The 14,484-nt window shown below is 29.1% G+C and carries 12 protein-coding genes and 1 riboswitch; of the genes, 1 reads left to right on the forward strand and 11 read right to left on the reverse strand.

Translation table 11 applies throughout. The features are described from left to right. Window positions 1-158: 158 nt before the first annotated feature. From GOM42_RS11120 to GOM42_RS11160, 9 genes are all read right to left on the reverse strand, one after another. Window positions 159-848 carry a radical SAM protein gene (locus tag GOM42_RS11120; protein ID WP_003455144.1) on the reverse strand — a complete coding sequence of 230 codons (690 nt, stop codon included), beginning with the start codon at window positions 846-848 and terminating at the stop codon, window positions 159-161. 17 nt (window positions 849-865) lie between these two features. Further along, the gene (locus GOM42_RS11125; protein WP_003451567.1) at window positions 866-1,423 is read right to left on the reverse strand and encodes an ECF transporter S component; all 558 of its coding nucleotides are present in this window, start codon (window positions 1,421-1,423) and stop codon (window positions 866-868) included. Between the two features lie 18 nt (window positions 1,424-1,441). Continuing rightward, complete coding sequence (locus GOM42_RS11130) at window positions 1,442-2,422, reverse strand: nucleoside hydrolase (protein WP_057231873.1); 981 nt, start codon at window positions 2,420-2,422, stop codon at window positions 1,442-1,444. A 329-nt stretch (window positions 2,423-2,751) separates the two neighbouring features. Beyond that, a riboswitch (PreQ1 riboswitch) is annotated at window positions 2,752-2,796 on the reverse strand. Between the two features lie 139 nt (window positions 2,797-2,935). Next, complete coding sequence (locus GOM42_RS11135) at window positions 2,936-3,724, reverse strand: Nif3-like dinuclear metal center hexameric protein (protein WP_003455195.1); 789 nt, start codon at window positions 3,722-3,724, stop codon at window positions 2,936-2,938. Continuing rightward, complete coding sequence (locus tag GOM42_RS11140) at window positions 3,724-4,413, reverse strand: class I SAM-dependent methyltransferase (RefSeq protein WP_003455116.1); 690 nt, start codon at window positions 4,411-4,413, stop codon at window positions 3,724-3,726. The genes GOM42_RS11135 and GOM42_RS11140 overlap by 1 nt, the downstream gene beginning before the upstream one ends. Before the next feature lie 13 nt (window positions 4,414-4,426). Then, the gene (locus GOM42_RS11145) at window positions 4,427-5,314 is read right to left on the reverse strand and encodes a PH domain-containing protein (RefSeq protein WP_003454720.1); all 888 of its coding nucleotides are present in this window, start codon (window positions 5,312-5,314) and stop codon (window positions 4,427-4,429) included. A 234-nt stretch (window positions 5,315-5,548) separates the two neighbouring features. Further along, window positions 5,549-6,649, reverse strand: coding sequence for an RNA polymerase sigma factor RpoD (gene rpoD / locus GOM42_RS11150; RefSeq protein ID WP_003451215.1), 1,101 nt, complete (start codon window positions 6,647-6,649; stop codon window positions 5,549-5,551). A gap of 26 nt (window positions 6,650-6,675) precedes the next feature. Beyond that, complete coding sequence (dnaG, locus tag GOM42_RS11155; RefSeq protein ID WP_110034833.1) at window positions 6,676-8,463, reverse strand: DNA primase; 1,788 nt, start codon at window positions 8,461-8,463, stop codon at window positions 6,676-6,678. 168 nt (window positions 8,464-8,631) lie between these two features. Then, window positions 8,632-9,660, reverse strand: coding sequence for a deoxyguanosinetriphosphate triphosphohydrolase (locus GOM42_RS11160; protein WP_011591022.1), 1,029 nt, complete (start codon window positions 9,658-9,660; stop codon window positions 8,632-8,634). A gap of 204 nt (window positions 9,661-9,864) precedes the next feature. Between GOM42_RS11160 and GOM42_RS11165 the strand changes: the two genes are divergently transcribed. Beyond that, window positions 9,865-10,944 carry a CotS family spore coat protein gene (locus GOM42_RS11165; protein WP_110077231.1) on the forward strand — a complete coding sequence of 360 codons (1,080 nt, stop codon included), beginning with the start codon at window positions 9,865-9,867 and terminating at the stop codon, window positions 10,942-10,944. Window positions 10,945-10,995: 51 nt separating this feature from the next. Here GOM42_RS11165 and ppdK read toward each other — a convergent pair whose 3' ends face one another. Together ppdK and GOM42_RS11175 are read right to left on the reverse strand one after the other, a co-directional pair. Next, window positions 10,996-13,626, reverse strand: coding sequence for a pyruvate, phosphate dikinase (gene ppdK, locus GOM42_RS11170; protein ID WP_003455045.1), 2,631 nt, complete (start codon window positions 13,624-13,626; stop codon window positions 10,996-10,998). Window positions 13,627-13,726: 100 nt separating this feature from the next. Continuing rightward, window positions 13,727-14,359 (reverse strand): CBS domain-containing protein, encoded by a 633-nt coding sequence (locus GOM42_RS11175; protein WP_003451073.1) that lies wholly within the window; start codon window positions 14,357-14,359, stop codon window positions 13,727-13,729. Window positions 14,360-14,484 lie beyond the last annotated feature (125 nt).

The following is a 14,484-nucleotide window of genomic DNA, read 5'->3' on the forward strand; positions in this document are numbered from 1 at the left end:
CTCCACCCTAAGTATTACTTATACACCATTATATGAAAAAGAACTTGTTTTCTCCATAAAACAAGCTCTTTTTCCTAAAAGTTTATTATAAAATTATGTTTATATATTATATTTATTTATATTCTTATAATAATTTAATGTGTTTATATCTAAAAATACTAATCTCCTACCCCAAAGTCTGTATTTTCAAATAATACTTCTATGGTTTTATTATCCTTTAAGAAAGAATACTCTTTTTCAAACCATTTAATAAGCTCCTCGTCTCTTTTGAAAGAAGTTGTGTTTTCAGTCCATATATTAACTGTTCCATACTTAAAATTATTTAAAAGTATGTCCATATCTCTCTTTATCATATCCTTAGTTTGTCCCTTTATTCCAACCATTAAGCATATTGACTTAAAGTATTTTTTTACTTCTTCTACATCATTAAATCTAGCATTCTTGTTTAAAATATCATTTCTAAAATGATTATCAAAGGTTTCAATACCAGTTTTAAATATTATAGGAACTCCAAAGTATTCTTCTATCTCCTTTAATCTATTTCTATAACACCAATGTGCTTCAAAGAAAAGTTTTTTAATATTTTTCTCAACAACAATCCTTTTTATCTCTTCTAAGGTTTCCTTCGGAAGTTCAAAAACACTTCCAGAGTTTATTACTTCTAAAACTCCATAAATTCCTTTTACATTGCTAAGAACTTCTTTATTTAATTTTATTATCTCTTCAGTATTTTTTGAGTTATCTTCTATATAATCACAAAAGGCACACTTTCCCCATACACAAGGAAAAGATTTTAGAAGAACTATCTCTCTATTATTTTTATTATCTATAACATTATATCTATCCAAATTTTTTTCATCTCCATTTAATTATTCTGTACTCTTAACAAAATATTTTTAGGCAATCTTACAACAACCTGTAACATTATTAAAACTGCTACTAATTTATCACAATAATCTGTTAAAAATTGTGTTATAAAAGCACTTACCACAGGGTTAACCCCTAAATTATTTAAAATAACTATTATATAACTAGAACCTGATGAAGTAATACCACCAAATATATAGGCAGTTAAACAAGCTCCTGTAAAACTTACAAATAGAGTCATTACAAAGACGCTTAAAAATAATTTCTTTCCTTTCATAAGCCCTTTTTCATAAAAATATCCTGCAAAAAATCCAGTAAATATTTGAACTGGTGCAAAATATAAAGAATATATATCAAAGGTTATTCCACTAACCACACTTCCTAAGACTCCAGTTGCCATTCCATAAACAGGCCCTAATACAAATCCAACCATAATTGTACCTATAGAATCTAAATAAATAGGTAATCTTAAATTTAAGGCTATAAAAGCTCCAATTATATTTAATGCTATTCCTATTCCCATTATTGTTAACTTTAAACTTTTTGAATTTCTCATATTAATATTCCCTCCCTATTAAATACCATACTTTGGATTATTAAGTACATTTTTAATATCCTCTTTATGGCTTGGGAATATTTTATTAAGAAAACTTACCATAAATTCTTTGCTATTAACTTTATCTAAAACAAATACATTTTTTCTTTTTTTATAAAAATCTGCAACATCAACAACACTTTGTCCCATTGATATATCTTCGCAAGCTATGTCCACATAAGCCTTAAAACCCTCACAAAGCTCTCTATTTATAAAATACTCTACTGCTAAGGGATCATTTATAACACATCCAAGTGTTCTCTCTTGTTCCCAATGGAAATCAACATAGAATCTAGTAATATCATATATAAAATCACCAATTTCATCTTTAAATTGATGTATCATTTCTCTTAAATTTGGTGTTAAAACTATCTCTCTTGTAACATCTAAACCAACCATGGTAAATTCACCATTAAACTTTTTTAGAAACTCCCTTGCTCCATGAGGATCTACCCAGTAATTAAATTCAGCTACTGGTGAACAATTTCCATGACTCTTATAAGCTCCACCCATAGAAACTATTTCCTTAACTCTATGAAAAGTTTCTGAATCCTTCTCTATAGCTCTGCATAGATTTGTTAGTGGTCCAAGAGCAATAATACTAACATTTTCATGATTTTTTAAAGTATTTAAAATAAAATCAACACTATTTTCTCTAATATACTCACTAGAAACCTCTTCTAAGAAAGTTTCTCCTAAGCCATCTTCCCCATGAGTATCCTGTGCTGTTACAAGCTCTCTTTTAATTGGCTTACTTTCTCCTAAGTAAACAGGAATATCCAATCTACCTAAAAGCTTAAGTACCTTTAAGGCATTTTTAGCTCCCTGTAAACTTTTAACATTTCCTGATACGGTGGTTATTCCAATAACCTCAATCTCTTTTGACTTTAATGCAAGAATAATGGCTAAAGCATCGTCTATCCCTGGATCACAATCAACAATTACCTTTCTCTTATCCATTTTAATTTCCTCCCTTTGATTTAACTTCACCAAAAGGAACTGTTATTATCTTTAAGCTTCCTTATAACTATCTTTTTGCTAAGATAAATTTTAAAACTAATCTTACTAAGCTTTATAATAATCCTAAAAAAAAATTAATCACCTATTAAAAACATAATTTAACTCTTCATTTATACTTTTTAATAATCTTAGTTAAAATTTAAGTTAGTTATTAATAGCTATTTAAAAATTCATATTTACTTACAAAAAAGCTTATAAATTCAGCCTAAAAATAATAAAAACTATATTACAGGCATACTAAAGAGTATAACTATCCTATAATACAGTTACAGCCCTTAGTTTTTTATAGAGGGATGGTTACGAACCTCTACCAAATTACATTGGATTTTTTTATAAAATTTTAGGTATGGTGAAGTACCACACCATACCTATTATATAATAAAATCACATAAATTCAAATAATGTTATTTATCCAATATTATGTTTTAATTGTAATATTATATACCAAAAAAATTATATGAATTCAAAGGGATCTTTAGCCTCTTTTGAAACAATAAATTCCACGTCTGAATCTAATCTTTCTTTTACTTTTTCACTTACCTTAATTAAAACAGGCCACTCTGAATTAAAATGTCCTATGTCTAGAATATTTAATCCCATTTCCTTATAATCTGAAACAAAATGATATGTTGTATCTCCAGTTATTATTAGATCTGCTCCAAGTTTTTTTGCATCTCCAAAGAAATCTTGCCCACTACCATTTACAATAGCAATTTTCTTAATAACTTCATTTAAATCTCCTGCATATCTTAAATTCTTAATACCTAAAGATGATTTTATAAGGTTTATTATTTCTAGGACAGTCATTTCCTTAGTTAACTCTACTACTCTACCAATTCCAGCCTCAGAATCAACTGGGCTTTTATCCATTATGATTCCTTTATTAAATCCTAAGATTTCAACTAAGGTATCATTTAATCCACCTTTAACTGAGTCCCAGTTAGTGTGCGCTGAATAAAGATTTATATCATCTTTTATTAAGCTTATAATTTTTCTACCTAATAGAGTATCTGTTGTTATTGTACTTGGCTTTCTAAATAAAAGTGGATGATGAGTTAAAATAAGCTCTGCACCCATTTCCTTAGCCTCTTTAATAACCTCTTCAGTACAATCTAAAGCTAATAAAATCTTAGTTATATTTTTTTCTCTATCCCCAACCATAAGGCCTACATTATCAAAGCCTTCTTTTAAATTAACTGGGGCAATATCTTCTATTATATTTATAATGTCATTTAATTTCATTATAACATCCCCTTAAGTTTATTTATCTTTTCTTCTAAATCACTTTTTCTCTTTTTAGCCGCTTCTGTATCTTCTTTTATAAAACTTAATATAGTCTCACATCTATTTATTTTTTCTTCTATAAATTCCTTAAATAATGGATGATTTTTTTCTCTTAATAAAGGACTTACTTCGTAATATAATCCATCCTCAAATACTAGTTTTTCTGAATTTTCATTGTATTTTACTTTAAATAATTCATAAAATCTGCCTTCATCTTTAATTAAATCTTCATCTATTATTTCATAATCATTCTTATATAAAAACTCTCTTAAAACCTCTGGGTTTTGAGCTGGCTGTAATATTATGAAATCATACTTTTTTACCTTATCCATATCAGCTAATAAAATATCTCTAGTTAGATTTCCACCCATTCCAGCTAATATAACTCCATTTACTTCTCCTACTTTTAAAGGATTAAGCCCTGGTCCTAAAAGGCATTTAACCTTATTTGAAACCCCTTCAAAAGCAACATTAACCTTTGCTTTTTCTATAGGTCCTTTATTTATATCTGAAGCTATTGCTTTTTTGCATATTCCTTCTTTAACTAAATATATAGGTATGTATCCATGATCTGTACCTATATCAGCTACACTTTCACATTTATCAACATGTTCTGCTATTCTTTTTAATCTCTTACTTAACTCCATATTATCCCACTTTCTACAAATAATTTACCAGTGTTTGTATTTGAGAAACTAAAAACACCAATGATATTATTAAAGACAAATAAATATATCTTTGAGCTAACTTTTTATCATATTTAGCACAAAAATGACTTGCATAATAAATACATACTAACAGAATCATATTCATTATTCCATATATAATTTGTCTTCCTACAAAATCCTTTGCACTTCCAATAGTACAAGGTATGAAATGTGCACTAAAATCAATTGGCATTTTATCAGGCATAGCTCCTGATAAATATAATATAGAAGGTATTAGTATAATGCCTAATATTAATAAGGATGTTATTATAAAAGGAATATAAAATCCCTTATCCCTTATTATTGCTCTTGCATTATTAACTTTTACCTTGAAACTTTCTTCCTTTATTCCCTTTGATACTATTAACTCTTTAAACTTTTCAAATTCATCTGGAGATAATCCATAACTTATATCCTCTGTATGTATATATATAACCCTCTTACTAGAAGTTACAAACATACGAGCAATTCCTACATTATGAACAACACATCTACCAAAACAATATTTATGTTTTCCAAAACCAGATAATTTAAATCCATTTATAACTTTATCTTGTTCTAAAAAACCATTTACATCTTTAAAATTTATCCTAAATTTTTTTAATCCTTTAAAACAATTTATTTCAATGTAATCATCATTAACTTCGTAAACTAAGGATAAATCAAGTAAAATGTAATAAATGCATACAATGCTATAAACAAAGCTTGATACTATTACTAAGTTCCTCTCTAAATAACCATTCACTATGTTATTCAATATGATTAATAGTGCATTTCCTAATAAAAGATATGCCAAGACTTCAAATACGCCATGGCCTCTTCTAGCCTTAAATTTTGTCATTTACTACTTCACCTCATTGTAATTATATCATAAAATAAAGCTTTATTCAGAAACTAGCTCTTAGCTTTTATTATTACCTCTATACTTTATATGAATCATAATTTTTATCTATTCATTTCCTTAAACTCAGAATCTTTTCATATAATTTTAAACTTCTCATCTTATATAACATTAAAACTTTTAAAGTATTAACTAAAAAAAGATTAGCACCTTTAAGGCACTAATCTTAAGATACTAATCTAAATAATCTTTTAACTTTTTACTTCTACTTGGATGTCTTAATTTTCTTAAAGCTTTTGCTTCAATCTGTCTAATTCTCTCTCTAGTTACGTTGAATTCTTTACCAACTTCTTCAAGAGTTCTAGCTCTTCCATCATCTAATCCAAATCTTAATCTTAATACTTTTTCCTCTCTAGGAGTTAAAGTATCTAAAACATTTATTAATTGTTCTTTTAACATTGTAAAGGCTGCTGCCTCTGCTGGTGCTGGAGCATCATCATCTGGTATAAAGTCACCTAAATGTGAATCTTCCTCTTCACCAATTGGAGTTTCTAATGAAACTGGTTCTTGAGCTATTTTTAAGATTTCTCTTACCTTATCTACTGGCATATCCATTTGTTTTGATAATTCCTCTGGTAATGGATCTCTTCCTAACTCTTGAACTAATTGTCTTTGTATTCTTATAAGTTTATTTATAGTTTCTACCATATGAACTGGTATTCTTATAGTTCTTGCTTGGTCAGCAATAGCTCTAGTTATTGCCTGTCTTATCCACCATGTAGCATATGTTGAGAACTTATACCCTTTTCTGTAATCAAATTTTTCAACAGCCTTTATAAGACCTAAGTTACCTTCTTGTATAAGATCTAGGAATAACATTCCTCTACCAACATATCTTTTAGCTATACTTACAACAAGTCTTAAGTTAGCCTCTGCTAATTTTTTCTTAGCATAGTTGCTTCCTTCTTCTATTTTTTTAGCAAGCTCTATTTCATCCTCTGATGATAATAGTGGCACTTTACCTATTTCTTTTAAGTACATTCTTACAGGGTCATCAATAGCAATACCTTCTGGAACAGAAAGATCTAATTCTTCCTCCTCTTCCTCTTCTTGCTCTATTTCACTTATGACCTCTATACCCATTGATTCTAGAACCTCATAGATTTTTTCTATTTGTTCTGGGTTTAATTCTATTTCATCAAGCTCATCCATTATCTCCTTGTAAGTCAATGAACCGCTTTTTTTACCTTTATCTATAAGTCTTTTTACTAAGACCATTTTGTCAACTTTTTCTTTACCTTCACCTTTTTTTGCTTTTGTTGTTTTAGCTTTCATTTTATTACCTCCTTCCGCCATTAAAACTACTTACTCCTTTCTAGTTCTTTTAATTTATCACTTATTTCTTTAGCTCTTTTTACTAAATCAAGTGACTCTTTAAACATATTGTTTTGTTCACATCTTTTTAATTCTTTAAGTACAGTAGTCTGCTCCTGTTCTAACTTATATTTTCTAATAAGATTAATATAATCTTTAACAAGAACTTCTATATTAGAAGAATGATCTAGAATAAGTAAGTCTTTTACTTCTAACCATTCCTTTAAAACTTTTGGATCTTCACACTTAGCTTCTACATGTTTTCCTAAGTTATTAAATCCTATTTCCTCAATTGAATCATTGATTATCTCTTCTAAGGATTTAATATTAGGAGATATTAAATCATCCTCTTCTAAGTATTTCTTTACTAATGAATGGTTTTCCTCCATACAAAGAAGTTTTAAAACACTTCTTTCACATTTAACATAAGGAGGTTCTACATATAATTTTGTTCCATATTCTTCCTTATTATTCACATTTTCATGGTTTTTATTACTATTTATTAAGTTTTTATTTAATAAATCATAAAATGCTTGTTCTTTTATGGATGTTTCTTCTGAAATCCTCTTTATGTAGACATCTTTTTCTATAGGATTTAAATCTGATAGTATATTAACAACTCTTTCAGCATACTTTATTAATCCATTATTATCTGAAAAATCTATACCAATTCTAGCCCTATGAAGCTTATAATCTATAAGTTTTTTTGAAGATTGAATTAACTTTATAAAAGCCTCTTTACCATTAGCTCTTATAAATTCATCTGGATCTTTGCCTTTTGGTACAGTTAGTACTCTAACATCTAATCCTGCATTTTGCAATATCTCAAGTCCACGTATAGTAGCCATTTGCCCAGCAATATCTGCGTCATAGGATATTATTACTCTGTCTACATACCTTTTTAATAATCTAGCTTGATTGTCTGTCAATGCAGTACCTAAAGAAGCAACTACATTAGTAATTCCATATTGATGAAGTGATATACAATCCATATATCCTTCAACTATTATTAATGTTCTTTCCTGTAATCCATGCTTTATAGCAAAATTTAAAGCATATAGATTAGTTCCTTTGTGAAAGACTAATGTTTCTGGAGAGTTTAAATATTTTGGCTTAGAATCATCTAAAACTCTACCACCAAAACCTATTACACTTCCTTTATAGTCAAATACAGGGAAAATAACTCTATTTCTAAATCTATCATAAAAAGTTCCCTTTTCACTCTTAATCCCTAATCCAGCTGCCTCAATAGCTTCATTACTAAAGCCTTGTTTTCTAAGATAGTTTATGGTATTTTGCCATCCATCCTTAGCGTATCCAAGACCAAAGCTTTTTAATATATTTTCTTTTATTCCCCTTCTTAAAAAATATTCCTTAGCTTCCTTATTATTTTGAAGATTAGAAAAGTAATATCTAGCAGCTTGCTTATTTATGTTATATAAAACCTGCTTTTTCTTTTGCGATTCGCTTTGCTTACCATCTTCTATTGGTATTATTATATTAGCCCTATCAGCTAACTCTTTAACTGCATCTACAAAATTTAAATTTTTAGTTTTCATAACAAAACTTATTACATTTCCAGCTTCCCCACACCCAAAGCACTTAAATATTTGTTTGTCAGGAGAAACACTAAAAGATGGACTTTTTTCATTATGGAATGGACATAAACCAGAAAAATTTCTTCCAGTTCTTTTTAGTCTTACCACATCAGAAACAACATCAACAATATCGTTCTGCTCTTTAACTTTTTCTATAATTTCTTCTGAAATTCGCAAGAAATCTACTCACCTTCTTAATATTTTTTGACAATTAATTATTATTCGACATCAATTGATAAAATCCTTCTCAAATTTTAAATATAACTTTTTTTTTAATATTTTTCAAGTGTAAACGCATAATAATTATATTTTAGCAATATTTAGCCCTAATTATTCCAAAAATATTTAATACATCACAAACTTTGGAATATATATTTTATTGAACTCATTTGTACAGTAATCATCTGTCATTCCTGCGACGTAATCCGTAACCCCTCTATGTATTCCTTCTTCTTCACATATATTTTTATATAGTTCAGGCATTTCTCCCCAATTTTTGTAATAATATTCTATAACCTTACTTAGTACAAATTCTGCTTTTTTCCTCTCATCCTCTAAGTATTTCCCTAAATATATATTATCAAACAAAAATTTTCTAAGCTGAATAAAGGCATCTCCTATTTCATTACTTAAAGATACCCTAGGTTCTCCTTTATCTATGTTATCAATTGTATTAAAAACACAATCTTTAACTAAGGTATCTATTCTTTCACTGCCACTAGCGCCTAAGATTTCAATAATGTTCTTAGGTAAATCTTCTTCTTTTAAAATTCCCGCTCTAATTGAATCATCTATATCATGATTTACATATGCTATCTTATCTGCAAATCTAACTACTTGTCCTTCAAAAGTTCCTGCTACCTTGCTCACATTTGAAAAACCACTATGATTTAATATTCCATCTAAAACTTCTTTAGTCAAATTAAGACCTAAACCATTTTTCTCTATTTTTTTTGCTACTCTAACACTTTGTTCATTATGCTTAAACCCTCCTGGAAGAAAATCATTTAAAATATCCTCTCCAATATGAGCAAAAGCTGCATGCCCTAAATCATGACCTAAAGCAATAGCCTCTATTAAATATTCATTTAATGATAGAGCTACTCCTATCGTTCTTGCTACTTGAGAAACTTCTAAAGTATGAACAAGCCTTGTTCTATAATGATCCCCATAAGTTCTTATAAAAACCTGAGTCTTTCTTTTTAATCTTCTAAAAGATTTACTATGAATTATTCTATCCCTATCTACCATAAAACAGGTTCTTATCTCATCTGGTTCTTCTAAGCGCTCTCTTCCTCTGGATTCATCTGAAAACTTTGCGACTTTATTTAACTTTATTCTTTCGAAAATTTCAATATTCTCTCTTATTTTCATAGCATCACCTACTATATATATTCTATGCACCTATTTAAAATCCTTTTATAATTCTAGAGATTTACAACTTTATATATATTTTTATAAAGCAAACTCTAAATGAATTTTTTTGACTTTAAATCAAACTATTTCACATTTTAAAGTATAATCTAAAGTTAATCATAATATGCTTATAATAAGGAATTTTTTATTAGGAGGTTAATCATGGGAAAGCATTCTAAAAAGTTTAATGAAGCTGATGAAATTTTTAATGCTGTAGAATCCATAGTTTTACCTATGTATAATTTAGAAAACTATTCTATAGAGAATATAAAATTTAAAAATACAGATAAAAATAGAGCTGTTTATAAATTAATTGATGATATTAATAATCCTAAAAATACCTTTTGCTTAAAAAAGGTTTATTATGATGAAGGGACTCTCTTATTCATATATTCAGTTATGGAATGGTTTGCTAGAAATGAAATTAAGCTTCCAAAAATGCTCCCTTCAAAGTTTAATGGTAGATTTGTTAAAGCAAATAATATGCTTTTTATGCTCTGTCCATGGGTTAAAGGTGAAAAATGTAACTTCGATAACTTACAACATATCTTACTATCCATAGAAAATCTAGCTAAAATGCATAATTGTTCAAGAAACTTTAAAGCAATTGAAGGTAGTTTAATTAAAACTGGATTTGATAGTCTCTACATATCCACATTAAAACACTTTAATAAGATTCTTTCATCATTTAATACTGCAACTAAAATGAAACATAAGGACAAGTTTTCATCAATATTTTTAGATGTTTTTGATGAAAATATTTATCTAGCTAAAGAAGCTCTCTTAGTTTCAGGTTCTATTAATGACAAAAATTTAAGTAGATCTCTTTGCCATGGAGATTATGTAAATAAAAATATTTTAATTGATAATACTGATGTTTGGGTAATTGATTTTGATAAAGCATCCTTAAATTATTCTATGTATGATTTATGTTATTTTATGAGACGTTTATTAAAAAGATCAAATACTAATTGGGATATAGACTTAACAAGAAAGATAATTAAAACATATAATTCAATTGCTCCTCTTACAGAGGATGACTTCAAATATGTTTTTTCATATCTAGTATTTCCACAAAAATATTGGCGCTTATCAAAGGACTATTATAATAACATAAAAAAATGTAATAAATCAATGTTTGTAGAATCTCTTAAGGAAGTTTCACTAGATACCTATGCTCAGGTTAGATTTGTTGGAGAACTTAGAACATTGTTTTCTACTGAATTTAAAATTAAAGTTTAAATAAAGGAGTATTCATAATGAATACTCCTTTATTTTATATAATCTTATTTATTATCTTTTATTTTTAACTTGTGCTTGTGCAGCTGCAAGTCTTGCTAATGGAACTCTATAAGGTGAACAACTTACGTAATTTAATCCTAAGTTGTGACAGAATTCAACAGATGAAGGATCTCCACCATGTTCTCCACATATACCTAATTTAATATCAGGTCTTGTTGCCTTACCTTTTTCACAAGCAATTCTCATAAGCTCTCCAACACCTTCTTGGTCTAATTTAGCAAATGGATCTTGCTCATATATTCCTTTTTCATAGTAATCTTTTAAGAATTTAGCTGCATCATCTCTTGAGAATCCAAAGGTCATTTGAGTCAAGTCATTTGTTCCAAAGGAGAAGAACTCAGCCTCTTCTGCTATCTTATCAGCTGTTAAAGCAGCTCTTGGAATTTCAATCATTGTTCCAACCTTATAATCTAATTGAACACCTTTCTCTTCCATTACTGTCTTAGCTGTTTCAACAACTACATTTTTAACATATTTTAATTCTTTTATTTCACCTATTAAAGGAATCATTATTTCAGGAACTATATTGTATCCTTTATTCTTTTTAACTTCTATAGCAGCCTCTATGACAGCTCTTGTTTGCATTTCAGCTATCTCTGGATAAGATACTGCTAAACGACATCCTCTATGACCCATCATTGGGTTAAATTCATGTAATTCAGCAACTACATTCTTAATCTCAGCTGGACTTACTCCAATTTCTTTAGCTAAGGCATTTATATCTTCCTCTTCACTTGGTAAGAATTCATGTAGAGGTGGATCTAAGAATCTTATTGTAGCTGGTCTTTCTTCTAAAGCTTCATATATTCCTATAAAGTCTTCTCTTTGCATTGGTAGAAGTTTTTCTAATGCAACTCTTCTACTATCCTCATTCTTAGCTAAAATCATTTCTCTAACAGCTAAAATTCTATCTTCAGCAAAGAACATATGCTCTGTTCTACATAATCCAATACCTTCTGCACCAAATTCAACAGCTTGTTTAGTATCTCTTGGTGTATCAGCATTAGTTCTAACCTTTAACTTTCTTATTTCATCAGCCCATCCCATAAATGTAGCGAAATGTCCTGTAATTTCTGGAGATACTGTCTTAACTTGTTCAGCATAGATGTGTCCTGTTGAACCATCTATTGAGATATAATCATCAAAGGTTAATACTTGTCCATTAACTTCTAAAGTTCTAGCTTCTTCATTAACTTTTAATTCTCCACATCCTGCTACACAGCAAGTACCCATTCCTCTTGCTACAACGGCTGCATGAGAAGTCATTCCTCCTCTAACAGTTAAGATACCTTCTGCAGCAATCATACCTTCTATATCTTCTGGTGAAGTCTCTAATCTTACTAATACAACCTTTTCACCATTTGCTTTTCTTTCCTTAGCTTCTTCAGCTGTGAAAGCTATTTTACCACATGCAGCTCCTGGTGATGCTGGTAATCCCTTTGCAACTATTTTAGCTTCTTTTAAGCCATCAGATGCAAAAGCAGGGTGAAGTAATGTATCTAATTGTTTAGGCTCAACTTTTAATATAGCCTCTTCCTTAGTTAACATTCCTTCTTCAACTAAATCAACAGCTATTTTTAAAGCTGCTTGAGCAGTTCTCTTACCATTTCTAGTTTGAAGGAAATATAACTTTCCATCTTCTATTGTAAATTCCATGTCTTGCATATCTCTATAATGCTTTTCTAATGTATTAACTATATCTGTAAATTGCTTATATATTGTAGGGTTTTGAGCTTCTAAATGGCTTATTGGCTCTGGTGTTCTTATACCTGCAACAACATCCTCACCTTGAGCATTCATTAAATACTCACCATATAATTCATTATCCCCATTAGCTGGGTTTCTTGAAAATGCAACTCCAGTTCCTGAAGTTTCTCCCTTATTTCCAAATACCATCTCTTGAACGTTAACTGCTGTACCCCATTCTCCTGGAATATCATTTAATCTTCTATAAACAATTGCTCTTGGATTATTCCATGATCTAAATACAGCTGTAACTGCCTCTATAAGTTGTTCTTTTGGATTACTTGGAAAATCTTCTCCCTTTTCCTTTTTATAAAGCGCTTTAAATTTTACTACTAAATCTTTTAAATCCTCTGCTGTTAAATCAGTATCTATTTTATAACCTTTTTCTTCCTTAACTTCGTCTAGTAAATCTTCAAAAAGTCTTTTTTCAACACCCATTACAACATCAGCAAACATTTGAATAAATCTTCTATATGAATCATAAGCAAATCTTGGATTATTTGTTAATTTAGCCATAGCTTCTACTGATTCATCATTTAATCCAAGGTTTAGAATTGTATCCATCATACCCGGCATTGAAACTCTTGCACCAGATCTAACTGATACTAATAATGGATTTTCAAGAGAACCAAATTTTTTGCCAGTTATTTTTTCTAACTCAGACATTTTATTTTCAATCTCTTCAATAATATCTTGAGAAATCTTTTTGTCATCTTCATAATACTTATTACATGCTTCAGTTGTTACTGTAAATCCTTGTGGAACTGGTATTCCTAAAATAGTCATCTCGGATAAGTTAGCACCTTTTCCACCTAATAAATTTTTCATACTTGCGTTACCTTCATTAAAAAGATAAACATACTGCTTTTTTTCCATCTCAATACTCCTCCGTTCAATACTATAGTTGAATTTTTATATACTAACAGAGTATTACCCCCGATAGTTACCCATTTAATCTTTCTTTTTAACCATAAATTTAATTTTCTCCAAGCTTAACAAACAACTTTGTTATGTTAGTCTTAGAAATTTTTCCTATGATCTCTAATCTCTCTTTTCCCTCATTTTCTTCAATTCTTTTTACAACTGGTACGGAGTCTATTTCATGTTCTATTATCTTTTTTGCTACATCAAAAGCGCAATCTTCTTCTACAGCACATACTATGTTAGGCATTCTTGTCATTATAACACCAACAGGAACCTTATAAATATCTGTTCCTCCTATAGCGACCTTTAAAAAGTCTTTTCTGGAAACAGCTCCTGTTAGAACTCCTCCATTTTCTACAAACATAGTTCCTACATCATTTAAAAATAGATGTACTATAGCATCATGAAGCATAGTTTCTTCACATACTGTAACCGGTTTAGACATTATGTCTTTAACCTTTATATTTTTTATTTTTTCATAGATGAAACTGTTCGAAGGTTTATCTGAATAAACATACCCAACCTTTGGTCTTGCATCTAATACGCCAATCATTGTAAGTATTGCAAGATCTGGTCTTAAGGCTGCTCTTGTAACCCCTAACTTTCCTGCTAAAGCTTCTGAAGTTATTGGTTGACCCTCTTTTACAAGTCTAACTATTTCTTCCTGCCTCGGTGTTAATTTCAATTTGAATGCTCCTTCCTTAAATAAACTAGGAACAAAAAGGATTTTTTATATTAAAGTGATTTTTTTATATATTAATTGTAACACAACCTAAATCTTTTTAGTATAGCAAATTTTCTGAAAAATCA

The sequence above is a fragment of the Clostridium sp. 16K-1-R1 genome (assembly GCF_023921145.1).
GTDB lineage: Bacteria > Bacillota > Clostridia > Clostridiales > Clostridiaceae > Sarcina > Sarcina perfringens.